This window comes from Vibrio campbellii CAIM 519 = NBRC 15631 = ATCC 25920 (assembly GCF_002163755.1).
Lineage (GTDB): Bacteria > Pseudomonadota > Gammaproteobacteria > Enterobacterales > Vibrionaceae > Vibrio > Vibrio campbellii.
In genome coordinates this window covers 1,673,104-1,697,035 of record NZ_CP015863.1, presented here as the reverse complement: position 1 = coordinate 1,697,035, position 23,932 = coordinate 1,673,104, and the positions used below count along the sequence as shown (strand labels likewise).

The following is a 23,932-nucleotide window of genomic DNA, read 5'->3' as shown; positions in this document are numbered from 1 at the left end:
TTTCTCTATGAGCCCAGACTTTATTGGTGCATTTATGATCGGCCTCGTTGGGGCTGGTCATTGCATGGGAATGTGTGGAGGTATCGCCTCTCTCCTTTCCATGGGCGCACCGAACAACAAACTTTCTTCCTCTATTCCTCTTTTCTATAACTTTGGCAGACTTGCAAGCTACGCTTTAATTGGCGCAATGGTTGGAGGTGCGATATCAGGCCTTTCAGAGTTTAGCGGCCTTACCCAGTCTCTTGCGTGGCTTCGATTTGTCGCTGCACTTTTCATGATCTTAGTTGCACTCTACATTGCTAAATGGTGGCAAGGACTGCTTGTTGTTGAAAAAGCCGGGCAGTATATCTGGAAGTTTATTTCCCCTGCAGGAAAACGCCTACTTCCCTTGAAGCACCCCTCCCATGCATTTCCATTTGGTTTTGTTTGGGGTTGGCTGCCATGCGGATTGGTCTACTCAGCGCTCACTTGGTCTACCGTTTCGGGCAGTGCCTTGAATGGCGGATTAATCATGCTAGCATTTGGGCTGGGGACTCTACCTTCGATGCTCGCTGTCGGCTATGGCGCAAGGCATTTTCAGAACCTGCAAAAATCGTTAATATTTAGAAATATCTCAGCATTAATTCTAATAAGCTATGGCGTATATACTGCCGTCGGAGCAATGAAAATGCTCGGTTTCATATAGTATGAAAGTCGATGTCAGTCATTTTTTTACTATCCTTTAGAAGTAACCAGTGATAAAATATTGATGTACATCAAATAGTGAAAGGTTGTTATGATTTCTGAAAAACCTGCAACAAAGCGTATCCAATCAGGCGGTTGCGCGATTCATTGCCAAGATTGTAGCATTAGCCAACTGTGTATTCCGTTCACTCTAAATGAGTCTGAACTAGATCAGTTGGATCAAATCATCGAGCGTAAAAAGCCAATCCAAAAAGGCCAAGAGCTTTTTAAAGCAGGTGATGAACTAAAATCTCTGTACGCTATCCGCTCTGGCACGATCAAGAGCTACACAATTACAGAACAAGGCGATGAGCAAATCACTGCGTTTCATTTAGCAGGTGACCTTGTAGGTTTCGACGCGATTACGGGTGACCTACACCCAAGTTTCGCTCAGGCACTTGAAACATCAATGGTTTGTGAGATCCCTTACGAAATCCTTGATGACCTGTCAGGAAAAATGCCTAAACTTCGTCAACAGATCATGCGTCTGATGAGTAACGAAATTAAAGGCGACCAAGAAATGATCCTTCTGCTTTCTAAAAAGAACGCGGAAGAACGTTTAGCTGCTTTCCTCTACAACCTATCAACGCGTTTCTCGCAACGTGGTTTTAGCCCTCGTGAGTTCCGTTTAACCATGACTCGTGGTGACATCGGTAACTACCTTGGCCTGACTGTTGAAACCATCAGTCGCCTACTTGGCCGCTTCCAGAAATCTGAGATTTTGAGCGTAAAAGGTAAGTACATCACTATCTTAGATCACGATGCATTGATGGAACTTGCTGGCGTTAGCAAAGACTAATTTACCCTATCAATTGATGTAGCTCGAAAATGAGCTACATCATATTTCTTCTAAAATCCCTTCGAAAGTCCTCAAATTCTTCCTCAAACTGAGCTACAGTAAAAATGTACCTTTTGTACTCCAATATACTGATTTACCTTATATTCGGAATTTGGTTTTACAATAATAAGTGGGCTTAGATATGAGTATATACAGTAAGATCCTTGTTGTTGCTGACATCAATAACGATGAGCAGCCAGCACTTGCAAGAGCGGTTCAACTAGCTCGAAAAAGTGTATCCAGAAGCCGAATCACTTTCTTTCTGTCAATCTACGATTTTTCGTATGACATGACCTCGATGCTGTCGGTCGATGAAAGAGATGCTATGCGTCGCGGTGTTATCCACCAACGTGAACAATGGATGCGTAAGATAGCCCAACCGTATTTAGACGATAGCTTCGACTTTGATGTTTGTGTTGTTTGGCATAATCGCCCTTATGAAGCGACCATTGCTGAAGTCTTTGCTGGCGGTCACGACATCGTTATTAAGGGAACGCGTAAGCACGATGTTCTAGAATCCGTCATCTTCACTCCTACAGATTGGCATTTGTTGCGTAAGTGCCCTATCCCAGTACTTTTAATTAAAAACGCTGATTGGCCTGAACATGCGAAGATTCTTGCGTCTGTTCATGTTGGTTCGGAGAATCCAACCCATATTGATTTGAACGATTCGATGGTCGAACGCCTTAAAGAAATCACCAGTCGTCTCGATGCAGAACCTTATCTCGTCAATGCTTACCCGGTTACACCGGCGAATATCACGATTGAGTTGCCTGAGTTTGACCCAACGACGTACACAGACGCCGTTCGTGGCCACCACTTAACGGCAATGAAGGCACTTCGCCAAAAACACGGTTTGGATGAAGAGCAAACTATCGTTGAACAAGGCCTACCAGAAGACATCATTCCAGCCAGGGAAACCTGGCTGCTTCTGGTCAAGGTTAACCGCAACCACCTCAAACTTGATTGGTGCTGCCTTTTGTAGATTCAACAGGATATCAAGCATCGCAAATGAATCTTTACCACCACTAATACATGCCATTACAACATCGCCTTCTTCGATCATGTTGTAATCAGTAATGGCATTTCCAACATTTCTTCTTAGGCGTTTCTGAAGCTTGTTGAATTCTAGGGTTTCTTTTCTTGTATCTACTTGGTTCATTGCGGGCTCTCACATCGCCGATAAATCGACTAGGGCTTCCTAACATGGGTTTCTATGGGGCGTGGATTATACGAGCTTTTTACGCAGGATTAAATGTTTGTGTGACCGAGTCGTCAATAAATGCACTCTAAAACAGCGCGATGGGCAATAAAAATAAAAAAGAGCCGCCATTGCAGCTCTTTCAAAATCAAATCACGATTACTTTTTCGCGTTGGGTAGATAAGGCAGAACGCGTGTCGTTGGTTGAGGAAGCGTCATATATCCTCCTTCACCAATATCACTCAGTGCGACTTGAACTTTACCATTCACTATGACTTTTTCTGTGCCATTGGAGAATGTAATGGTGTTATTCAACTCGTCAGCAAATTCCATCGTCACGCCTTGAACCTCTGGAGTGAACCAACCTGCAAACATACCACCTAAATCTTCAAGCAAAACCTGCATTTGGGGCATCAAAGGCGTAAGTTGCTCGTAAGATACATTACCCTGTAATGGCTCTTTGGTCATCACAACTAAAGAGTAATCACATCGTGTGTCTTTCGGCGTTTGGACGAAGACCAGTGGGTTTGCTGACTTTAAGTTCTTGTCGATCGGAATTGGAAGCTCTTTAGAAGCCGGAATCACAAACTCTTCGTAGTGCTCTTCCTTTTCCATCCATGCTTTTTCTATCTCACACAATTTCTTAGTGTCTGCGTCGACAAAGAACACACCAACTTTAACGTCGTCATGCCCTTCTTTCGCATTGTTCTTCAATTGTGTGTAGAGCTTAGAATACGTAAACATGTATTCTTGCGCGTGAGTTGCAGGCGATGCTAAGACCAGTACCGCACTGCCTAGTAAACTTAGGCTTAACTTCTTCATCCGATCCGTTATTTCTTCTATTGTGTCCAGTAAGCGTTATTGTGACGAATCATAGCTCGTAAGTCATTAACATAGGCGATGCCACGCTCAGAATACGCGAACATGCCATGAGTCAACTCTGATGCCGTCGCCACAGATAACAAATCCTTGTGTTTCTTTGCTAAATTAGCGCGAATATCGCGTAAATCAGCATAAGCACGGTTGCGGTTCACATTCATAAAGTAACCGTGCACCGACTTTTGTACCGAGTCGAATTTTTCTACTTCATGCGTTTTTCCTGCCCCACGATGTGCAGGTACAATTCCGCAGCCCTTCTTATAACACCATTGACCAAACAAGTTGTTTGCTTGAGTGGCAAAACGAGAGGTTCCCCACGCAGATTCATTGGCGGCTTGGGTTAAGACCAGTGCCTCAGGCAACACGTTGACACGCTTGAGTATTTCATCCAACCAAGCTTGTGTGACTGTATCATCCTTCAATGGATAGGAATAAAGTACGGCCAAACGCTCAGCGTAAGACGTCTGCTCAGAGCCAACTTCTCCAATTTTCAGAGACGTTAAGAATGCGCGCTCTTTCTCGATACGTTGATTTTCTAACGCAATTTTCGGGCGCAGAAAGTCGAAGAAGGCGGTCTTCTTATCTTTCGTGTCCTTAATCGAGTTGAAATCAGGAATATCACCAATATAAGGAAGGTTCGACAAATCCAAGTGATTAACAGGACCATGCACCGCTTGCGAATCAGCAGTATTGCGATATACGCGGTCGTAGTGCAAATATGGTCCAACAGAAACAAAAGTGGCGGCTATTGTGATAGCCGCCACTCGTAAACTCATTGACTTTAAAGATTTAGGCATCAAACACCTGAGAGTTACCATCGTGATCGTTATCATTTTGCTGTGTTGCTACGATCTTCAACTTAATCCCAAACATTTCGCGGTACAGAATCCCCTTCAAATGGAAGAAGAACGGCAGCACGAAGATCAAGCCAATTCCGTAGAACATTGCAGCAACAATAAACATCAACATCACGCCTAAGTAAAGCCCTGCGACGACAAAAAGCTTCTTGTTGATGGCACGAAGTGACAAAAGAAGTGACTGCATAGGTGGCACTCTTTTCTCACAAATCAATAGGATAGAGTGGCTAAATGCTAGAGAAAGGTACAGAGATAACAACGGGAAAATCATTCCTGCTACGCCCTGCATCATCAAGCTAAACAACGTAGCTAGAATCACTGGAACGGTAAACTGAAGACCTTTGCCCACATGGCGCACTTTCGTCTTAAGACCTGCTACGTGACTCATCGCCATTAGACTAATGCCAGCGTAAATCGGTGCACTGATCACTTCGTAACTGAAGTTGGCCACATAAATAGCGGATACGATGTCAGCAGTAAAAGACTCTGGAGTTTGAATTGCATCAAGAATGACTGCGGGATCACCCAATTGAAGCTGCAAAGCAATATAGAAAATGCCCAACTGAACGAAGAGCAATAGAATGATCGCTGGTGAGAAGGACAGAAACTGTTGAATGGTAGTGCGCCAAGCTTCACTAAAAACAGCACCTGCCTTCAGTTCATACTTGCCAGAAAGAGCTCGCTCTACACTCCCTCCAAGGTTGAAATCTTTCTCAAAATCGTTGTTCATATTTTATCCAAGGCTAACTTGTCAAATTTTTTCTGGAAAACCAGTTAATTAATAAGGGCGTCATTATAAAGAAATCTTGCCAAGTCTAAAATCAGATCTCGGCTTCAATACTTGCAATCTTTGCTATTTGGTCGATAATTAACCACTCGCAAATCCATGAAATTGAAAACATTTGCACAAGAAATCAATACCTCACCTATATATAACGGAAATGCAAATACCCCTATAAAAACAGTATGGTAAGGAATGTTTACTTTTGCCTGCAAAATTTTTTCTGTTTCAAGATAAGAAAATGCTTTGATTTCACAATTTTGGTGATTATGATGCGCGCCTCAAAAGTGAATGACTTATGTCACATCAATTGGATACACCCCAACTTGAACGTGGGAGAAATACAGACGTTGAACGCTAAACAGCAAGCAGGAAAGCCAGTAGTTCGTCTATCTGGTATTAGCAAAAGTTTCGATGGTAAGGAAATCATCGGTAATTTAAATCTGGATGTTAATCATGGTGAGTTTCTGACGATTCTTGGTCCTTCTGGTTGTGGTAAAACAACGGTTTTACGCATGATCGCGGGCTTTGAGACAGCAGATAACGGTCAAATCGTACTAGATGACCAAGATGTAACACAGGTTCCTGCAGAGCAAAGACACGTCAACACGGTATTTCAGAGTTATGCACTCTTCCCTCATATGACCGTATTTGAAAACGTTGCATTTGGTCTTCGCATGCAGAAAACACCTGCAGCAGAGATCGAGCCACGAGTTATGGATGCGCTACGCATGGTTCGCCTAGAAAAAATGGCACAGCGTAAGCCTCACCAACTTTCAGGTGGTCAGCAGCAACGTATCGCAATTGCACGTGCGGTTGTTAACAAACCAAAAGTACTGCTGCTAGATGAATCTCTGTCTGCACTTGATTACAAACTACGTAAGCAAATGCAAATCGAGCTTAAACAGCTTCAGCGTCAACTCGGTATTACCTTTATCTTCGTTACGCACGATCAGGAAGAAGCCCTATCGATGTCCGACCGCATAATTGTTATGCGCGATGGTGTTATCGAACAAGACGGCTCTCCACGTGAGATTTACGAAGAACCTAAGAACCTATTTGTTGCTCGCTTTATCGGTGAGATCAACGTATTCAACGCAACCATGCTAGAGCGTATCGACGAGAAACGTATCCGTGCAGAAATTGAAGGCGTTGAATCCGTTGTTTACTACGATCGAGAAGCACAACCCGGTGACAAACTACAAGTACTACTTCGCCCAGAAGACTTACGCATCGAAGAGATCAAAGAGTCTGAAGAAAAAGGCATCGTAGGTCACGTAACAGAGCGAACCTATAAAGGTATGACGCTTGATTCAGTTATCCAGTTGGATTCAGGCATGCGCGTGATGGTAAGCGAATTCTTTAACGAAGATGATCCAGATGTGGACCACTCCCTCGGCCAGAAAGTCGCTATTACTTGGGTTGAGAGCTGGGAGGTAGTACTAAATGATAAGCAAGAAGCTTAATCTTCAGAACGCGATCATTACCCTAATCGTTGGCTGGCTAACACTGTTTGTGTTAGTACCAAACATAATGATTATCGGTACGAGTTTCTTGACGCGTGATGAAGCGAACCTAATTGAATTAACGTTTACTTTCAACAACTACCTTCGCCTACTCGATCCTCTGTATGCAAAAGTGTTGATGCACTCTTTCTACATGGCGATCATCGCAACCTTGTTGTGTTTGGTGATTGGTTATCCATTTGCTTACATCGTCGCGAAAATGCCTGAAAAATGGCGTCCGTTCATGTTGTTCTTGGTGATTGTACCGTTTTGGACGAACTCTCTTATCCGTACGTACGGCTTAAAGATTGTTCTGGGTACTCAAGGCATTTTGAACAAGTCGTTGATGGCAATGGAGATCATCGATAAGCCGATGCGTTTAATGTATACCGAAACAGCAGTAATGATTGGTCTTGTGTACATCTTGCTTCCATTTATGATTTTGCCGCTTTACTCGGCAATCGAGAAGCTAGACAACACATACATCGAGGCAGCAAAAGACCTTGGTGCGAACAAGTTCCAAACCATTACTAAAGTGATTCTACCTCTGACAATGCCTGGCATTATCGGTGGCTGTTTGTTGGTTCTGCTACCTGCACTAGGTATGTTCTACATCTCTGACCTTCTAGGCGGCGCGAAGAACCTACTGATTGGTAACGTGATTAAGAGCCAAGTACTGAACGCTCGTGACTGGCCATTTGGTGCTGCGACCAGTATCGCCCTCACCTTCGCAATGGCTGTTATGCTTTATGCTTACTACAGAGCAGGCAAACTATTGAATAAGAAAGTGGAGCTAGACTAATGGGACGCACAGTTAGATTTAGCTTTATGGCGCTGGTATATGCTTTTCTGTATCTACCAATTATCGTTTTAATTGTTAACTCATTTAATGCTAACAAATTTGGTATGAAATGGGGTGGTTTCACCACGAAATGGTACGAAACCTTAGTAAACAACGACAGCCTAATGCAGGCTGCATGGCATTCACTGAACGTAGCGGTATTCTCAGCAACAGCAGCAACCATTATTGGTAGCTTGACGGCTGTTGCCCTATTCCGTTACTCGTTCAAAGGTAAAGGCGCGGTTAACGGCATGCTGTTTGTCGTAATGATGTCTCCAGATATTGTAATGGCGATTTCATTGCTTGCTCTGTTCCTAGTATTAGGCGCACAGCTTGGCTTCTTTACGCTATTGATTGCTCACATCACCTTCTGTCTACCGTTTGTTGTGGTAACAGTGTACAGCCGCTTAAATGGCTTTGATGTGAAGATGTTGGAAGCAGCAAAAGATCTTGGCGCAAGCGAATGGGTAATCTTGAAACAGATCATCCTTCCTCTTGCTAAACCAGCGGTTGCTGCGGGTTGGCTACTGAGCTTTACCCTGTCTCTGGACGACGTAATTATTAGCTCGTTCGTAACAGGCCCAACATACGAAATCCTACCATTGAAGATTTACTCAATGGTTAAGGTGGGCATTTCACCGGAAGTGAACGCCCTAGCAACGGTCATGCTGATTGTTTCTTTGGTCTTGGTAGTGATTTCTCAGTTGCTAGCAAGAGAAAAAGTAAAGTAGAATCCGCATCCGTTAACATCACGAAACAGAATGGTTACATGCCATTCTGTTTTTCTATCTATCGTCCAAAATTGGACAACGTTTGGTTTGGAGCTAACGTCAATGAAAAAATGGGCTACTCTATTAGCTGGTAGTGCATGTGCGCTTTCTCTGTTCTCTGGAACAGCGGCAGCGGATGATAAAGAATTAGTATTTATGAACTGGGGTCCTTACATCAACAGTAATATCCTAGAACAATTTACTAAAGAAACTGGCATCAAAGTCATCTACTCGACTTACGAGTCGAATGAAACTTTGTATGCAAAGCTAAAAACTCATAACCAAGGTTATGATCTAGTCGTACCTTCAACGTACTTCGTTGCGAAGATGCGTGACGAAGGTATGCTACAAAAGATCGATAAGACTAAGCTGAAAAACTTCGGCAACCTAGATAAAAACTACCTAGACAAGCCTTACGATCCAAATAACGACTACTCTATTCCACACGTTGTTGCGATTACAGGTCTAGCGGTTAACGCAGACATGTACGATCCAAACGACTTCCAAAGCTGGGAAGACCTATGGAAGCCTGAGCTTGAAGGTCAAGTAATGCTGATGGACGACACTCGTGAAGTGTTCCACATTGCACTGCGCAAACTGGGTTACTCAGGTAACTCTACGGATCCAAAACAAATCGACGAAGCGTACGCAGAGCTACAAAAGCTAATGCCAAACGTTCTAGTATTTAACTCTGACAACCCAGGCGCACCATACATGTCTGGCGAAGTCGGCGTTGGTATGCTTTGGAACGGTAGCGCAGCAGCTGCTCAAAACGAAGGCATGAACCTGAAACTTGTATTCCCTAAAGAAGGCGGTATCGGTTGGGTTGATAACTTCGCAATCTCTTCTGGTGCGAAGAACGTAGAAGCAGCTCACAAGATGATCGACTTCCTACTACGTCCAGAAATCGCAGAGCAAATCTCAGCGGATACAGGTTACCTAACGGCGGTTGCAGAATCTAACGCTAAATTCAAAGACGTTGCACCACTGTTCCCTTCTCAAGAAGATCTTGACCGCGTTGAATGGCAAGACTCTGTTGGCGACATGACAGTGAAGTACGAAGATTACTTCCTGAAGCTAAAAGCGGGTCAATAATCTGATCTTGCTTAATAAGCCATCTACTAAATGAAAATAGGCAGCAATACGCTGCCTATTTTTGTAATTGACTGATATAATTGTATGTTGCTAGGTTTATTTGACTCGAGTTCAAGCATTACTGCCTATTTTGGTCGTAGTGTTTTTGTCGCTCAAATAAACAGGATTGTGCTTATCGCAATTTGGCTCAAACCAGTATCTCTTACTAGTATTGATTTGTCCTGTTGCTGAACAAAACGGAAATAAAATGAAAAGTAAATTCTACGCAAGCGCACTGTGTGCGGCGACGCTAATCGCTACCCCTGCAATGGCTGCTGATCAAGAACTGTATTTCTACAACTGGTCGGAATACATTCCAAACGAAGTTCTTGAAGACTTTACAAAAGAAACCGGCATCAAAGTTATCTACTCTACGTACGAGTCTAACGAAAGCATGTACGCGAAGTTGAAAACTCAAGGTTCTGGTTACGACTTGGTAGTACCGTCTACCTATTTCGTATCTAAAATGCGTAAAGAAGGCATGCTGCAAAAGATCGACAAAGAGAAACTGTCTCACTTTGCTGATCTAGACACTAACTTCCTGAACAAGCCGTTCGACCCGAACAACAACTACTCTATCCCATACATTTGGGGTGCGACCGGTATTGGTATCAATGCTGACATGCTAGACAAGTCGTCTGTTTCTAAATGGGACGATTTCTGGGATAGCAAGTGGGAAGGTCAACTAATGCTGATGGATGATTCTCGCGAAGTATTCCACATTGCATTGACTAAGCTTGGTTACTCGCCAAACACGACTAACCCAGACGAGATCAAAGCGGCTTACGAAGAACTGAAAAAGCTAATGCCAAACGTGTTGGTATTCAACTCAGACTTCCCAGCGAACCCATACCTCGCAGGTGAAGTATCACTTGGTATGCTTTGGAATGGTTCTGCTTACATGGCTCGTCAAGAAGGCGCGAACATCGACATCATCTGGCCAGAAAAAGGCACTATCTTCTGGATGGACAGCCTAGCAATTCCAGCTGGTGCGAAGAACGTTGATGCTGCTCATAAGATGATCGACTTCCTACTACGTCCAGAGAACGCAGCTAAGATTGCACTAGAGATTGGTTACCCTACTCCAGTGAAAACAGCGCACGATCTACTACCGAAAGAATTTGCTAACGATCCAAGCATCTTCCCACCACAAGAAGTGATGGACAGCGGTACATGGCAAGACGAAGTTGGTGAAGCAAGCGTGCTTTACGATGAGTACTTCCAAAAGCTAAAAGTAGACAACTAATCAGTCTGTCGAAATAGTTTAGAAAAGCGGCTTCGGTCGCTTTTCTTGTATCTGTAGATCGCTATTTGTGGCTCAATCCATACTGCTCGAATTGCAAAGCATCAGAATACAACGTTTCAAAATACAAAAAAGGCATCGAATCAATTCGATGCCTTTCTTATATGGATACTACTCTACCAGCTTGTTTAAGCGTTAGTTTCGTTTTCCAGAGCAAGAATCTCATCTACCAGTTTTGGCACTTCAATACTTGCTTTACCGTAACGCTTCTCTTCAAACTCACTCTCGACGGCACTTGGTTCTAAGTTGATTTCAATGGTATGCGCACCATGCATCTTTGCGTCATGTACAAAGCCTGCGGCTGGATATACCACGCCAGATGTACCGATAGATATAAATAGATCTGCTTCTTCCAATGCCGCGTAGATCTCTCCCATGCGCAGTGGCATTTCACCAAACCAAACAATGTGTGGGCGCATTTGCGAAGGAATTTGGCAGCAATGGCACAACTCGCCAGTTTCAATGTCTTCTGAATGCTCGATGACCTGATTGGATTCACTACAACGCGCTTTAAGCAATTCACCATGCATGTGAATAATATTGGCACTGCCGCCTCTCTCGTGCAGATTGTCGATGTTTTGAGTGATAATAGTCACTTTGCCTTCCAACTGCTCTTCTAAGCGTCCTAGCGCGATATGGGCCGCATTCGGCTTAATATCTTCACCTTTTAGCTTTTTACGACGTTGGTTATAAAAGCTCTGAACCAAATCCGGATCACGCAAGAAGCCTTCCGGTGTTGCGACATCCTCGATACGGTGATTCTCCCAGAGACCATCTTGAGCTCGAAATGTTTGAATACCAGACTCAGCCGAGATGCCAGCGCCAGTAAGTACGACAATATTTCTGTATGGGAAATTCATAACCGATCCTTGTTGCTCTTTTTTATTAAGCTTAACACCGATAGAAAAACAACAATAGCTATAAGGGTTAGACCATGGTCGTAAGCCTGCTGATTTGCCTCTAATTTCTGTTTAAAAACCGATGGAATCATTCCGTCTTTCAGGCATAAAAAAGCCCCGCGATTGCGAGGCTTTTGAGCAAAGATTCCGTTTTACAGGTTTGGACCTGTAGACGGTCTGTGCGGCATATTGTTGCGCAGTTGGTTCATACCTTGGTACATACGTAGGAACCAAACTAGAATCGCAAGCGTTGCGAACAGCATACCTACCCAAGGAATGAAGTAAGCTACCGTGTCTAGAAAACTGCTGTGTACCCAATAATCACTTACACCAATCAACACACCATTTGATGTTGCTACCGTTACAATCAGAACAACAAAGAATGTCAGGTACAGGAAGAAAGTACGAATCAAACCGTAGTAATGCGAGTTCACTACGTCGCTGTCTTCGCCTTTATCCAAACGGTACCCAGCGTAAATGATTGCGATAACGCCTGAGATCAAAAACGTAAACGGGGTAAAACAACTCAGGATGTACGCAACCCAAATCCCGTTATGAGGTTTGTTCATTCGCTTTCGCTCCTTTTGGTTCCGTGTTTGCCGTATCTGTTTCGCCCATCGCTTCTTTGGATTTCACTTCTTCATACCAAAGATCGTGGTGTTCTTTCGCCCATGTCTCGTCAACCTCTCCGGTAACCATACCTTCTAACGCACCTTCCATACCGAATAGACCGATGTAGATGTGGAAGATAAAGCCACAGATTAGAATCAGTGCCGAAATCGCGTGAACAAGGTTAGACAATTCCATATCGCGACGAGTTTGGCCGAAAATTGGGAAATCCAGAATTAAGCCACTCACCGCAGCGATAGCACCAAAGAAGATCAACAACCAGTAGATCGCCTTTTCACCACCGTTCGAGAATCCAGCCGATGGGTGCGTACCTTTATGTTTACCAACCATACCGCCCATTTTCATGAACCAACGGATGTCTGTCATGTTAGGGATAGATTTGCGCCACCACTTCAGCAGAACAAACATCAGCAAGATAAAGAACAGCGGACCCATGTAGTTATGGTACTGCTTCGCCAACATAACGATGAAGCCCCAGAACTCAGTGGGTACGTACGGCTTCAAGAAGTGCTTACCGTAAACCAGCATCAAACCACTGAATGCTAGCGTTAAGAAGGTAAACGCCATGCTCCAGTGTAGTGCGCGATCTAGTCGAGACCAGCGTTTCATCTTCTTGCCAGTACGTGGCTTGCTTAGCATCAGAGGACCAACGAATACGTAAGCCATGATAACCATTGCGATACTGCCGAAAATCGCGACAGCGCCCGCAGGAGACATCCATTTCTCTTTAAGAATGTACCAAGTCTCACCCGGAGTACTGATCAGCACACCGTGTTCCGCTGATTTCGACGTGGTATAGCCTTCTTGCCCCTCTTTGACCTGACGCCAGAAGTCTGCACCTGCAAGTTGTGTCATCTCCTGTTGTACCACTGGAGATGTGTCTTCTTGCGCAGACGTTGGCATCGCAAAGGTCAGCAGTAATGCTGTCATCATCGACAGCATTACAAGAGACGCACGTTTAAGAGTATTTAACATGTGTCTCTCCTACTTAGCTTTTGGTTGCGTCGTAAGAAAGATCGTTACCGTCTGTCCAACCTGCGTTTTTCGCACCGCGCTCAACCACACGTTGACGGAAGATGTCAGAAACTTTCTCTGCATCACCCGCTAGCAGCGCTTTTGTTGAACATAGTGACGCACACATAGGTAGCTTACCTTCAGCAATACGGTTCGCACCGTACTTCTCACGCTCTTCTAGAGAACCAGGTTCTGTGTTTGGACCGCCTGCACAGAAAGTACATTTGTCCATTTTGCCACGCTCACCGAACGATGCTTGTTTCGGGAACTGAGGCGCACCGAATGGACAAGCAAACAGACAGTAACCACAACCGATACAAAGATCTTTGTTGTGAAGAACGATGCCGTCTTCTGTGTGCTCGAAACAGTCAGCTGGACAAACCGCCATACAAGGTGCATCCGTACAGTGCATACAAGCAACAGAGATTGAGTTTTCACCTGGTTCACCGTCGTTCAGTGTTACCACGCGACGGCGTTGAATGCCCCACTCAAGCGCATCATCGTTTTCGTTCTTACATGCAGTAACACAGCCGTTACACTCGATACAGCGTTTGGTGTCACATAGGAATTTCATTCGTGCCATTGTCAGACTCCTTACGCTTTACGAATGTTACATAGGGTTACTTTAGTTTCCTGCATCAAAGTAACAGGGTCGTAACCGTAAGTGGTTGCCGTGTTGGCTGCTTCACCAACAACATAAGGATCCGTACCTTCTGGGTACTTAGGACGTAGATCTTCACCTTCGAACTTACCACCGAAGTGGAACGGAATGAACGCCAGACCCGGTTTAACACGACGAGTGACCATCGCTTTAACCTTGATGCTGCCTTTTTCTGCACCTTCAACCCAAACGTCATCGCCATCTTTGAAGCCAAGATCGTTTGCGTCTTTCGGGTTCACTTCAACGAACATTTCTTGTTGAAGTTCAGCAAGCCATGGGTTTGAACGTGTTTCTTCACCACCACCCTCGTACTCAACCAAGCGACCAGAAGTCAGGATGATTGGGTATTCGCCAGACTTGTCTTCTTTCTGGATAGACTTGTAAAGCGTTGGTACACGGAAGATTGCTTCTTTGTCGTCCCAAGTTGGGTAATCCGTTACGAGGTCACGACGAGGCGTGTATAGCGGCTCACGGTGTAGCGGTACGCGGTCTGGGAATGTCCAAACAATCGCGCGCGCTTTTGCGTTACCAAACGGGATACAACCGTGCTTGATTGCTACGCGTTGGATACCGCCAGACAGGTCAGTTTTCCAGTTTTTACCTTCAGCCGCTGCTTTTTCTTCAGCCGTTAGGTCGTCCCACCAACCAAGCTGTTTGATTAGCTTGTCAGAGAACTCTGGGTAACCGTCTTTGATTTCACAGCCTTTTGAGTAGCTGTCTTCAGCAAGTAGGCTTTGACCTTCGAATTCAACACCGAAACGCGTACGGAAGTTACCGCCACCTTCTGCGACCGTCTTCGACGTATCGTACAGAATGTGTGTGCCTGGATGCTTCATCTCTGGCGTGCCCCAACATGGCCAAGGTAGACCGTAAGTCTCACCATTCACAGGACCGCCTTCTGCTTCTAGAGACGTCTTGTGGAATGTGTGCCAGTTTTGTTGGTGCGCTTTCAGACGCTCTGGGCTTTGACCTGTGTAACCGATGGTCCACATGCCTTTGTTGAATTCGCGAGTGATGTCTTCAATTACTGGCTGGTTGTTCTCTACGCGTACGTTTTTGAACAGCAGGTCTTCATAACCTAGCTTCTTAGTTAGCAGGTACATGATTTCGTGGTCAGGTTTAGATTCGAACAATGGCTCGATAACCTGATCACGCCACTGAAGTGAGCGGTTAGATGCCGTCACACTGCCGTGCGTTTCGAACTGAGTTGTTGCAGGAAGCAGGTAAACGCCGTCAGTACGATCGTTCATTACCGCTGCAACTGTTGGGTATGGGTCAACAATAACCATCATATCCAGCTTCTGCATCGCTTTCTTCATCTCAGGACCACGAGTCTGAGAGTTTACTGCGTGACCCCAGTAGAACATGGCGCGGATGTTTTCACGTTGACGAATGTTGTCTTTGTTTTCAAGAACACCATCCACCCAACGAGATACAGGGATACCTGCACTGTTCATTGGTTTTTGACCGCCGTAAGCGTTGTCATCGAAACGACCTTTGATCCATTCGTAATCGATTTCCCACACTTTCGACCAGTGACGCCAAGAACCCTCAGACAAGCCGTAGTAGCCTGGTAGCGTGTCAGATAGTACGCCAAGGTCAGTTGCACCCTGTACATTATCGTGACCACGAAAGATGTTTGCACCACCGCCTGACTTACCGATGTTACCTAGCGCAAGCTCAAGTACACAGTAAGCACGTGTGTTGTTGTTACCAGTGGTGTGCTGAGTACCACCCATACACCACACGATACAACCCGGACGGTTTTCAGAAAGCAGTTTCGCTGTTTGGTAAACTTCAGACTCAGGAACGCCAGTTACGCGCTCAACTTCTGCTGGTGTCCATTTCGCTACTTCTGCACGGATTTCATCCATACCGAATACACGTTGACGGATGAACTCTTTGTCTTCCCAGTTGTTCGCAAAGACATGCCATAGCACGCCCCAGATGAATGCAACGTCAGAACCCGGGCGTAGCGATACGTAGTGATCCGATTTTGCTGCTGTACGAGTACGACGAGGATCCGCAACAACGATCTTACAGTTGTTCTTCTCTTTCGCGATAAGGATGTGCTGCATCGCAACAGGGTGCGCTTCTGCAGGGTTTGAACCAATGAACAGCATCGACTTACAGTTGTGCATGTCATTGAAAGAGTTGGTCATCGCACCGTAACCCCAAGTGTTTGCTACACCTGCTACGGTTGTTGAGTGACAGATACGTGCTTGGTGGTCAACGTTGTTGGTACCCCAAAGCGACGCCATCTTACGGAACATGTACGCTTGTTCGTTGTTGTGCTTCGCACTACCCAACCAGTAAACGGAATCTGGACCCGACTCTTTGCGGATGTCCATCACCTTGTTACCGATTTCTTCGATCGCTTGCTCCCAAGAAAGCTTCTTCCACTTACCGTTTTCAAGCTTCATTGGGTATTTCAGACGACGCTCACCGTGACCGTGCTCGCGCAGTGCTGCACCTTTTGCACAGTGTCCACCAGCGTTGAATGGGTGGTCGAATGCAGGCTCTTGACCTGTCCACACGCCGTTTTGAACTTCAGCGTAGATACCACAACCTACAGAACAGTGAGAACAGATGGTACGTTTTACTTCTGTTTTAGCTTCTGGATCCACCGATTTAGCTTGTGCTTTCTTCATCATGCCCGGTGCAAAAAGACTCGCACCTACAACCGCACCACCAGCAGCAAGCGAGGTGTTTTTCATGAATGCACGGCGAGAAACGCCAAGCTGATTGGTTTCTTTGCTCACACTGTCGGAGCGTTTGACAAGTTTCATCCGTTATCTCCTAAAGTGTGTCGTAGTAATCGCGAATGTGTTGAGTTTCACGATACCCTTTCTTCTTCACGTCTTTTTCAGAAGGCTCAACCGTTTCTGAAGCGCTTGCCACTTTTGTTGTTCCAGCGACAACAGCACCAGCTACGGCTGCAGTCGTTAAGCCTTTCAGGAGATCCCTACGGCTTGTGTTTATTTCTTTATTATCTTTCATCATTGCTTCCTTACCTTACGGTAGATCTTTGGAGGCTATTGCCCCTCTATCGATATGACCAAGTACTGCTCGATTACTCGTAATCAGTGACATTTTTCACACCAATTTTTAATTTGTGCTTACTGCTTTTGGTGTTCACGCTAAAGCGCACTTGTTCCAGTGTTAAGAACGCCTCACACAGTTGAGCTGCTGGCTTATAAAAGTTCGCGCTCTCTGCGTTTTCTAGTTGCTGAGTGAAAGAGTTGAACCAAGGTGCGATGTGTTTGTTAAACACCGCTTGTTGAAGATCTTCTTCTTCACCCGTTAGCATCGACATCACTTCACAAAGTGCCGCGATGTGATCTTCCGGCTCTTTCACATTTTCATCGCGCTCAAAACCAAGCAGTTCCAAATCGTGACGAATTTCAGCCAGTGGTTTTTCCATCATTGCGCCCGTCATGTGCCATGAGCCAAACGGCATCACTTCACCACGACCGATACCAATGAAAAGATCTTGGTATTCATCTTCGAGCGCTTTGCGGTTGGAATCTTTCGCCGCTTGCTGAAGTGCAATCCACGCTTTTTGCATTGAGCTTTCTGATGGTTCAACTTCTAGCGAAGTCAGGAACTCGATCATCTCTTCACTTGGTGCGCTACGGAAAAGCGCTGACAAAACCAAGTAGATCTCTGTTCTCAGTGTTTGTTCTTGTTCTCGTTGTGTATCCACTGCGAGCTCCTAGTATTTCAGTTGTTTCATTGGGTCTTCTGCCATCGACTCAAACATGTCGATCACACGGCAGTCTTCACACATCGCGATGCGGTTGATCGCCGCTTCATCTGAAAAATGAGAGTGACCGCGTAACTTGTTTTGTAGCATGTCGATCATAGACTGAGGTGCGAATGGCTTATGACAGCGAATACATTCCGCGGCTTTCTCTTCGTGAATCACAACTGCTTTTTGGCGCTCTTCTTTCACCCAGTTCATGCGTGGCGTTAAAGTCAGAACTTTCTCTGGACATGCCTTTTCACACAAACCACATTGAATACAATCTTGTTCAACGAATTTAAGTGATGGAGATTCACCATCGGTATGAAGTGCACGTGTTGGACAAACCGCCACACAGCTCATACACAACGTACAGTCTTTGCTCTCACAAGAAACATTGCCGTAAGGCGCGTTCGCAGGCAGTTCAACAATGTACTCAACCGGAATACGAGAAGAAGACATCGCATCCAGCGCAGTAAACAGACGTTGACGCTTGTTACCTTGAAGATCACCAAGGGCAAGGTCGAATGAATCTGTACATAGTGTTGGAGGACCTTCACGAAGCAATTCCAAGTAAAGAATATCGATGGTCTCTTTTGCGATTCCAAGTTGATCCAATAGCTCTTGCGCGATACCTACTTCGTTGTTCAAAACACGAATGATGGTTGCAGGCATAAAGCGAGAAGCTGCAAATAGCACTTGCGTCGCGCCATTAACTAGAGCGGCGAACCATGTATCGATACCGATAGAGGGCAGCTCTTCAACCACAATTGGAATCACGTTATCTGGTAGTGATTTCAGTGCCATCACGTTGTAAGTCTCGTGACGAGAGCTACAGATAAGAACGACAGGATCCAGACCGCCCGCTTGCTCATAGTTCGCTAGCGTGCGTTCAATGAATTTTTGCGTATCTTCAGGATTAGGCAATGCATAATGAATCGCTTCTGTCGGACAAGCCGTTGCGCAAGTACCCACGCCCTGACATAGGTATGGGTTAATCTCGATGCGGTGACCGGTTTTATCGCTACCTTCACTTGATAGTGCGCCAGCAGGACATGCATCGACACAACGCTCACAACCTTTTACGCCACGAGAACTGTGCGCACATAAGTCAGTGTCCAGACGGAAGAACTTTGGCTTATCAAACGTACCCATTAGTGTTGGGATTTCTTCTAGCGCTTCTGCCAGTTTTGGATAACCGCGTCCTACTGGGTAGTAACCCGGAACCGGAACCTCTTCTGACATACAGCTGCTTAGACAAAGATCGAGAACAACATCGAAACAATCACTATTAATAGCGACTTTTGCTAGGTTGCTTGTTAGACCGTTATTTTCGATAAGCACTTCAAACGTGCCTAGGAAACCAGAAACCTGAACAGAGTTTGCAAAGTACAGTTCTGGATTGGTGCCTTTCTCTCCGTCTGTAGAAAGAAGTGTCAGGCTGTTCATTTGCGATAGCTGCGCGGCTGCACTCTCAATGATGGTAGTCGGTCCAACAATCAGTGTATTGCCGCCACTCTCGTAGCTCACCGTAGGTGGAATAAGATTGGTCAACTCTACGGTATTCTCGAACGCATACAGACGCGCTTTACCGTTATTGGAAGTTGCTTGTTCTAATAGTTGTTTCAACATTGCTCAGTTCCATTTATACGCATGGATAGTTTCTTCCATTTTTCATTGTAGTTAGCTCAGGCGACTCTGGTGATTAACTTGTCAGTAACCACCCCTTTTAGGTAGTCCCACGCGGGTTATCACTGCCTGTTAGGCAAATAGTCTAACTTCAACAAGAATGGTAATGAGCAACAGATAGCAAATGTCGTGCCAATTAAATATCAGCTAAATTTCAATAGGTTAGCTATTTATCTTAGAAATAGTAGGGATAAAAAAACCGACTGGGACATTTTGTCTCAGCCGGTTCATTGAGCGTTTAGTCAAAATGTACCTACTCTTTGTATGGTATATTTTGTCCCACCTCTTTAGGGGCCAGTTTTGTCTCTAGAATATCACTTTTATTAGATACTGTGTTTATATCCAGTTCTTTTTGTTCTTCGGGAATTTCGGCAACGTCAGCAAGCTCTACATCGGCCGATTCAATATCACTTTCGTCATGAGATTCAGTTGATTGTGTGGTTTCTTCTGCTGGTTCTTCTTCCGTTTTCTCTTTCACCCAATCACGAAGTGTTTCAGCCACCCCTTCAGAAAGCGACTTGAGGTTACTGTAGTCATCGTCGTAATCATCCAAACCATCGCGAACGTTAAACTCTTCTGACAAGAACATCTTACGCAGTGCGGCTTTCTTGACGCTCTCTGAAGCCTCAGACACCAATAGCTGCGCTACGGAGATCTCTTCCAGATCAGTGGCTTCGCTTGATGCTTCTTGAGCCATTGCTCCTTTAGATTCAGTCTCGGTCACAGAAGCCTCAATATGCAATGCTTGCGCTTCAGTGCTTAATTCTTCATGAGCTTGTGCGGTTTCTGGTTCAGTAGATTCAACAGAGTCCACTGCCTTGACGTCTGTAGGCTCGGTCGTGGTTTCTTCTAATTTACGTTTCGACCAACGGCTAAAAAAACTAGTTGCCATTTGCTCTGCCCGCTCCTTTGCGCTTCTTACGTCTTACTTCTAACAACTCACCGTGGCGCCCAATAAAGGCTTCCATCCAAGCTTGAATAGCTAACGGCATATCATTAGATAATACTAGGTTATCGCCATCCATATATTGCGCAGCGACAGTTTGAGACGCCGTAAGCAATTGAATCGTCGGTGTATCACCAGAGTCGACATTGTCCATAACCAAGAAAAGCTTTGGCTGTTGCGAGCTCAGGTTAAAGCGGTAATCGGTGCGCTCGTCTTTGTGCAGTTGCAACAAGCACACGTGTTGAGTGTCTTCGGTTGGGTTAATTTCAAATCCCGTCAGTTGCCATTGGGTCGTAACCCAAATACCGGTACTGATCTCATGCTCTACAAGATCCACACCTACCGGCCATGAATCTTCATTTTTCTCGAACTGTTTCTTATCCGACATAACTCACCCAATTTGTTCTATGTTGGCCTTAAGACAGAAAAGGACATTTTGTACTTTGCTTTCAACCATTTTAGCGGTACAAAGCAATAAACGCGCCAAATCAAACTCAAATTCTCCCCAAAATCAAACTAGTCGATACGCAAACCGATATCTGTGTCATTACTGCGGTATCGCGGTTTTTGCATTGAATTGACCTAAAGCCTCGCCATTTCTCGCATAACGGCTATTTTGGAATGAGAATTGCTTTGTAAGTAGAGTTAAGACGAATAGACCCATTAATGAGAGCGTGTATCGGCTCTCTCATTCATTAGGACATGACTGTGGTAAAACCAAACATTATTAAAACCAGTGAAAATCCCCTACAGACCATCGAAGTAGAAGTGTTTGATGAATACGGCGAAAAGCTGACTAAGCAGATCGCCTGTGAGCGCCCTCTTACGGTGATGTTGAACTGGAAGGAAGTCGTTACGCTAATGACGCTCGGCTCTCGCCCTGAAGCGCTTGTGTTGGGTTATTTAAAGAACCAGAGCTTCTTGTCTTATCCTGAAGCGATTGAATCGGTCATTATTGACTGGGAAACACACTCAGCTGCGGTTATCACCAAAGAAAATACTGAGCACTTAGAAGGCGCGCTGAAGAAGAAGACGGTGACGTCTGGCTGTGGTCAAGGCACTATGTACGGCAACGTGATGAAGCAGCTTGAAGATTACCAAGTGCCACAAGTGCCTTTGAAGCAATCTGAAATCTACGCGGCGCTTGAAGCGTTGACGCATTACAACGATACCTACAAAAAAGCCGGCGCTGTTCATGGTTGTGCAGTGTGTAAAGGCAACGAAGTACTGTCTTTTGTGGAAGATGTTGGTCGTCACAACGCCGTTGATACGCTAGCGGGTGAAATGTGGCTTAACCAAGAAACGGGTGAAGATAAAATTTTCTACACAACGGGCCGCCTTACATCAGAGATGGTGATTAAAGTGGCGCAGATGGGTATCCCTGTTTTGCTTTCTCGTTCAGGCGTAACTCAAATGGGTTTGGATCTGGCGAAAAAGTTTGGTATCACCACCATCGCTCGTGCGAAAGGTTTACGCTTCCAAGTCTTTACTGGTGCAGAGAAGATTGATTTTGACGTGAAAGGGAATCAATAACCTCTCACTAAGTCGTCAGATGAGTTAGACCTAAACTATCATGTGGATTCACAAAGGATGTGAACTATGAACAACGATCAGCTGTGGAATTATCTACTCACCCCAAGCGGCATCATCGTTTCGATGATCATTACCTTCGGGCTCGTTGGGATCTATGTTTATCTAATGAGGCAATTTAAGGATTGAACGCCACAACCTAGCGCTATCAAAGAATTAGCTCACAATGAATAGACATAAAAAAAGACCTCACGATGAGGTCTTTTTCTTTATTCGGAAGAAGGATTAACCTTCGATACCACGAGATTTTAGGAACTCAGAGTAAGTACCTTTAAAGTCTGTGATTTTACCATCGCGGATTTCGATGATACGTGTTGCTAGTGAGTCTACGAATACACGGTCGTGCGATACGAAGAACAATGTGCCTTTGTACTGCTCTAGTGCCGTGTTCAATGATTCGATCGATTCCATATCCATGTGGTTGGTTGGTTCGTCCATTAGCAGCATGTTTGGTTTGTGCATCATTAGCTTACCAAGCAGCATACGACCTTGCTCACCACCAGACAGTACTTTTACTGACTTCTTAATGTCATCTTGACCAAACAGCATACGACCTAGGAAACTGCGAACCACTTGCTCGTCATCGCCTTCTTGGCGCCATTGACCCATCCAATCAGTTAGGTTTAGATCTTCTTCGAAGTCGTGTGCGTGGTCTTGCGCGTAGTAACCGATGTTCGCGTTCTCAGACCATTTGAACTCACCAGTACGTGGTTCTAGTACACCAGCAAGTGTGTTCAGTAGAGTTGTTTTACCCACACCGTTCTCACCGATGATTGCAACGCGCTCACCGACTTCAAAAATTGCATTGAAGTTAGCAAATAAGTCGTCTTCAAAACCTTGGCTTAGGTTTTCAACAATCAGAGCGTTACGGAATAGCTCTTTAGACTGTTCAAAACGAATGAATGGGTTTTGACGGCTAGACGCTTTCACTTCGTCCAGTTTGATCTTGTCGATTTGCTTAGCACGAGATGTCGCTTGTTTTGCTTTCGATGCGTTTGCAGAGAAACGTGCAACGAACGTTTGTAGCTCAGCGATTTGTGCTTTCTTCTTCGCGTTGTCGTTTAATAGACGTTCGCGAGCTTGAGAAGCAGCAGTCATGTACTCATCGTAGTTACCTGGGTAAACACGTAGCTCACCGTAATCCAAGTCAGCCATGTGCGTACATACTGAGTTTAGGAAGTGACGGTCGTGCGAAATGATGATCATTGTGCAGTTACGCGCGTTTAGCGTGTCTTCCAACCAACGGATAGTGTCCATGTCCAAGTTGTTGGTAGGTTCGTCAAGCAGCATAACGTCAGGGTCTGCGAATAGAACCTGCGCTAGAAGCACACGAAGTTTCCAACCCGGTGCAACTTCACTCATTAGACCGAAGTGTTGCTCCATTGGAATACCTACAGCAAGAAGAAGCTCACCCGCTTTTGCTTCTGCCATGTAACCGTCCATTTCCGCGAACTGAACTTCTAGGTCAGCCACTTTCATGCCGTCTTCTTCGCTCATTTCAGCAAGTGAGTAGATGCGGTCACGCTCTTGCTTCACTTCCCATAGCTCTTTATGACCCATGATTACTGTATCGATTACAGTGAATTCTTCGTACGCGAACTGGTCCTGGTTCAGTTTTGCAACGCGCTCGTTTGGATCGTAGCTTACGTTACCGCTTGTTTGTTCAAGCTCACCACTCAGGATTTTCATAAAGGTTGATTTACCACAACCGTTAGCCCCGATTAAGCCGTAGCGGTTACCTTCGCCGAACTTAACTGAGATGTTTTCAAATAGCGGCTTAGCGCCAAATTGTTGAGTAATATTCGCTGTGGAAATCAAAACCTTTACCTTAGCAATTTAAGTTTATTAGGAAAAACCGCGCAACGTTACTGCTTAAGGCAACACACTTCAAGTTTTGTTTTTATTAATTAGTGAGAAAAGCAACGC

At 45.1% G+C, this 23,932-nt stretch carries 22 protein-coding genes and 2 pseudogenes; 9 read left to right on the top strand and 15 right to left on the bottom strand.

What is annotated here, in order from left to right; translation table 11 throughout:
* Positions 1-7: 7 nt before the first annotated feature.
* From A8140_RS08010 to uspE, 3 genes and pseudogenes are all read left to right on the top strand, one after another.
* Positions 8-685, top strand: a complete 678-nt coding sequence (locus A8140_RS08010; protein ID WP_005528464.1) for a sulfite exporter TauE/SafE family protein — start codon at positions 8-10, stop codon at positions 683-685.
* Between the two features lie 90 nt (positions 686-775).
* Positions 776-1,522 (top strand): FNR family transcription factor, encoded by a 747-nt coding sequence (locus A8140_RS08005; RefSeq protein ID WP_005429849.1) that lies wholly within the window; start codon positions 776-778, stop codon positions 1,520-1,522.
* A 181-nt stretch (positions 1,523-1,703) separates the two neighbouring features.
* Positions 1,704-2,471: pseudogene (gene uspE, locus A8140_RS08000) on the top strand (universal stress protein UspE); the annotation flags it as partial.
* Positions 2,472-2,474: 3 nt separating this feature from the next.
* Here the strand turns inward: uspE and A8140_RS07995 are convergent.
* The 4 genes and pseudogenes from A8140_RS07995 to A8140_RS07980 form a co-directional block, all read right to left on the bottom strand.
* Positions 2,475-2,723, bottom strand: a pseudogene (locus A8140_RS07995) (tRNA 2-thiocytidine(32) synthetase TtcA); the annotation flags it as partial.
* A gap of 198 nt (positions 2,724-2,921) precedes the next feature.
* Positions 2,922-3,584 carry a DUF2987 domain-containing protein gene (locus A8140_RS07990; protein ID WP_005528458.1) on the bottom strand — a complete coding sequence of 221 codons (663 nt, stop codon included), beginning with the start codon at positions 3,582-3,584 and terminating at the stop codon, positions 2,922-2,924.
* A gap of 17 nt (positions 3,585-3,601) precedes the next feature.
* Positions 3,602-4,438, bottom strand: coding sequence for a glucosaminidase domain-containing protein (locus A8140_RS07985; protein WP_032999854.1), 837 nt, complete (start codon positions 4,436-4,438; stop codon positions 3,602-3,604).
* A complete protein-coding gene (locus A8140_RS07980) occupies positions 4,431-5,228 on the bottom strand; it encodes a DUF2189 domain-containing protein (RefSeq protein ID WP_005528450.1) in 798 nt (265 codons plus the stop codon). The genes A8140_RS07985 and A8140_RS07980 overlap by 8 nt, the downstream gene beginning before the upstream one ends.
* A gap of 323 nt (positions 5,229-5,551) precedes the next feature.
* On the opposite strand from A8140_RS07980, the gene potA reads away from it, so the two are divergent.
* The 5 genes from potA to A8140_RS07955 all read left to right on the top strand — a co-directional run bounded on the left by potA (position 5,552) and on the right by A8140_RS07955 (position 10,775).
* Positions 5,552-6,745, top strand: a complete 1,194-nt coding sequence (gene potA / locus A8140_RS07975) for a spermidine/putrescine ABC transporter ATP-binding protein PotA (RefSeq protein WP_227740712.1) — start codon at positions 5,552-5,554, stop codon at positions 6,743-6,745.
* Positions 6,726-7,586, top strand: a complete 861-nt coding sequence (gene potB, locus A8140_RS07970) for a spermidine/putrescine ABC transporter permease PotB (RefSeq protein ID WP_005528445.1) — start codon at positions 6,726-6,728, stop codon at positions 7,584-7,586. The genes potA and potB overlap by 20 nt, the downstream gene beginning before the upstream one ends.
* The gene (gene potC, locus A8140_RS07965) at positions 7,586-8,356 is read left to right on the top strand and encodes a spermidine/putrescine ABC transporter permease PotC (RefSeq protein ID WP_005389180.1); all 771 of its coding nucleotides are present in this window, start codon (positions 7,586-7,588) and stop codon (positions 8,354-8,356) included. The genes potB and potC overlap by 1 nt, the downstream gene beginning before the upstream one ends.
* Before the next feature lie 102 nt (positions 8,357-8,458).
* Complete coding sequence (locus A8140_RS07960; RefSeq protein WP_005528443.1) at positions 8,459-9,490, top strand: extracellular solute-binding protein; 1,032 nt, start codon at positions 8,459-8,461, stop codon at positions 9,488-9,490.
* 247 nt (positions 9,491-9,737) lie between these two features.
* A complete protein-coding gene (locus tag A8140_RS07955; RefSeq protein WP_005528441.1) occupies positions 9,738-10,775 on the top strand; it encodes an extracellular solute-binding protein in 1,038 nt (345 codons plus the stop codon).
* A gap of 185 nt (positions 10,776-10,960) precedes the next feature.
* On the opposite strand, the gene cobB is transcribed toward A8140_RS07955, so the two are convergent.
* The 10 genes from cobB to A8140_RS07905 form a co-directional block, all read right to left on the bottom strand.
* Complete coding sequence (gene cobB / locus A8140_RS07950) at positions 10,961-11,692, bottom strand: Sir2 family NAD+-dependent deacetylase (RefSeq protein WP_005528440.1); 732 nt, start codon at positions 11,690-11,692, stop codon at positions 10,961-10,963.
* Between the two features lie 191 nt (positions 11,693-11,883).
* Complete coding sequence (locus A8140_RS07945) at positions 11,884-12,300, bottom strand: hypothetical protein (RefSeq protein WP_005528438.1); 417 nt, start codon at positions 12,298-12,300, stop codon at positions 11,884-11,886.
* Entirely contained in the window at positions 12,284-13,336 is a 1,053-nt protein-coding gene (locus tag A8140_RS07940; RefSeq protein ID WP_005528437.1) for a formate dehydrogenase subunit gamma, read from the bottom strand. Before A8140_RS07940 ends, A8140_RS07945 begins: the two co-directional genes overlap by 17 nt.
* A gap of 13 nt (positions 13,337-13,349) precedes the next feature.
* Positions 13,350-13,958, bottom strand: a complete 609-nt coding sequence (gene fdh3B / locus A8140_RS07935) for a formate dehydrogenase FDH3 subunit beta (protein ID WP_005427693.1) — start codon at positions 13,956-13,958, stop codon at positions 13,350-13,352.
* Between the two features lie 11 nt (positions 13,959-13,969).
* Positions 13,970-16,825 (bottom strand): formate dehydrogenase subunit alpha, encoded by a 2,856-nt coding sequence (locus A8140_RS07930; RefSeq protein ID WP_005528435.1) that lies wholly within the window; start codon positions 16,823-16,825, stop codon positions 13,970-13,972.
* A 10-nt stretch (positions 16,826-16,835) separates the two neighbouring features.
* Positions 16,836-17,036 (bottom strand): twin-arginine translocation signal domain-containing protein, encoded by a 201-nt coding sequence (locus A8140_RS07925; protein WP_005427585.1) that lies wholly within the window; start codon positions 17,034-17,036, stop codon positions 16,836-16,838.
* 73 nt (positions 17,037-17,109) lie between these two features.
* Positions 17,110-17,742 carry a TorD/DmsD family molecular chaperone gene (locus A8140_RS07920; protein ID WP_005528434.1) on the bottom strand — a complete coding sequence of 211 codons (633 nt, stop codon included), beginning with the start codon at positions 17,740-17,742 and terminating at the stop codon, positions 17,110-17,112.
* Between the two features lie 9 nt (positions 17,743-17,751).
* Positions 17,752-19,413 carry a 4Fe-4S dicluster domain-containing protein gene (locus tag A8140_RS07915; RefSeq protein ID WP_005528433.1) on the bottom strand — a complete coding sequence of 554 codons (1,662 nt, stop codon included), beginning with the start codon at positions 19,411-19,413 and terminating at the stop codon, positions 17,752-17,754.
* Positions 19,414-19,723: 310 nt separating this feature from the next.
* Complete coding sequence (locus A8140_RS07910; protein WP_005528432.1) at positions 19,724-20,362, bottom strand: DUF3306 domain-containing protein; 639 nt, start codon at positions 20,360-20,362, stop codon at positions 19,724-19,726.
* A complete protein-coding gene (locus A8140_RS07905; protein WP_005441569.1) occupies positions 20,352-20,804 on the bottom strand; it encodes a DUF3305 domain-containing protein in 453 nt (150 codons plus the stop codon). Before A8140_RS07905 ends, A8140_RS07910 begins: the two co-directional genes overlap by 11 nt.
* Before the next feature lie 320 nt (positions 20,805-21,124).
* Here A8140_RS07905 and A8140_RS07900 point away from each other — a divergent pair, with 320 nt between their 5' ends.
* Complete coding sequence (locus A8140_RS07900; protein WP_005528431.1) at positions 21,125-21,949, top strand: formate dehydrogenase accessory sulfurtransferase FdhD; 825 nt, start codon at positions 21,125-21,127, stop codon at positions 21,947-21,949.
* A gap of 282 nt (positions 21,950-22,231) precedes the next feature.
* On the opposite strand, the gene A8140_RS07895 is transcribed toward A8140_RS07900, so the two are convergent.
* Entirely contained in the window at positions 22,232-23,824 is a 1,593-nt protein-coding gene (locus A8140_RS07895; RefSeq protein ID WP_005427581.1) for an ABC-F family ATPase, read from the bottom strand.
* Positions 23,825-23,932 lie beyond the last annotated feature (108 nt).

What these genes read in the sequence shown, in the direction of transcription:
- A8140_RS08010 (WP_005528464.1), top strand. Translation starts at nt 8, where the DNA reads ATGAGCCCAGACTTTATTGGTGCATTTATGATCGGCCTCGTTGGGGCT.
- A8140_RS08005 (WP_005429849.1), top strand. Translation starts at nt 776, where the DNA reads ATGATTTCTGAAAAACCTGCAACAAAGCGTATCCAATCAGGCGGTTGC.
- A8140_RS07990 (WP_005528458.1), bottom strand. Translation starts at nt 3,584, where the DNA reads ATGAAGAAGTTAAGCCTAAGTTTACTAGGCAGTGCGGTACTGGTCTTA.
- A8140_RS07985 (WP_032999854.1), bottom strand. Translation starts at nt 4,438, where the DNA reads ATGCCTAAATCTTTAAAGTCAATGAGTTTACGAGTGGCGGCTATCACA.
- A8140_RS07980 (WP_005528450.1), bottom strand. Translation starts at nt 5,228, where the DNA reads ATGAACAACGATTTTGAGAAAGATTTCAACCTTGGAGGGAGTGTAGAG.
- potA (WP_227740712.1), top strand. Translation starts at nt 5,552, where the DNA reads ATGCGCGCCTCAAAAGTGAATGACTTATGTCACATCAATTGGATACAC.
- potB (WP_005528445.1), top strand. Translation starts at nt 6,726, where the DNA reads ATGATAAGCAAGAAGCTTAATCTTCAGAACGCGATCATTACCCTAATC.
- potC (WP_005389180.1), top strand. Translation starts at nt 7,586, where the DNA reads ATGGGACGCACAGTTAGATTTAGCTTTATGGCGCTGGTATATGCTTTT.
- A8140_RS07960 (WP_005528443.1), top strand. Translation starts at nt 8,459, where the DNA reads ATGAAAAAATGGGCTACTCTATTAGCTGGTAGTGCATGTGCGCTTTCT.
- A8140_RS07955 (WP_005528441.1), top strand. Translation starts at nt 9,738, where the DNA reads ATGAAAAGTAAATTCTACGCAAGCGCACTGTGTGCGGCGACGCTAATC.
- cobB (WP_005528440.1), bottom strand. Translation starts at nt 11,692, where the DNA reads ATGAATTTCCCATACAGAAATATTGTCGTACTTACTGGCGCTGGCATC.
- A8140_RS07945 (WP_005528438.1), bottom strand. Translation starts at nt 12,300, where the DNA reads ATGAACAAACCTCATAACGGGATTTGGGTTGCGTACATCCTGAGTTGT.
- A8140_RS07940 (WP_005528437.1), bottom strand. Translation starts at nt 13,336, where the DNA reads ATGTTAAATACTCTTAAACGTGCGTCTCTTGTAATGCTGTCGATGATG.
- fdh3B (WP_005427693.1), bottom strand. Translation starts at nt 13,958, where the DNA reads ATGGCACGAATGAAATTCCTATGTGACACCAAACGCTGTATCGAGTGT.
- A8140_RS07930 (WP_005528435.1), bottom strand. Translation starts at nt 16,825, where the DNA reads ATGAAACTTGTCAAACGCTCCGACAGTGTGAGCAAAGAAACCAATCAG.
- A8140_RS07925 (WP_005427585.1), bottom strand. Translation starts at nt 17,036, where the DNA reads ATGAAAGATAATAAAGAAATAAACACAAGCCGTAGGGATCTCCTGAAA.
- A8140_RS07915 (WP_005528433.1), bottom strand. Translation starts at nt 19,413, where the DNA reads ATGTTGAAACAACTATTAGAACAAGCAACTTCCAATAACGGTAAAGCG.
- A8140_RS07910 (WP_005528432.1), bottom strand. Translation starts at nt 20,362, where the DNA reads ATGGCAACTAGTTTTTTTAGCCGTTGGTCGAAACGTAAATTAGAAGAA.
- A8140_RS07905 (WP_005441569.1), bottom strand. Translation starts at nt 20,804, where the DNA reads ATGTCGGATAAGAAACAGTTCGAGAAAAATGAAGATTCATGGCCGGTA.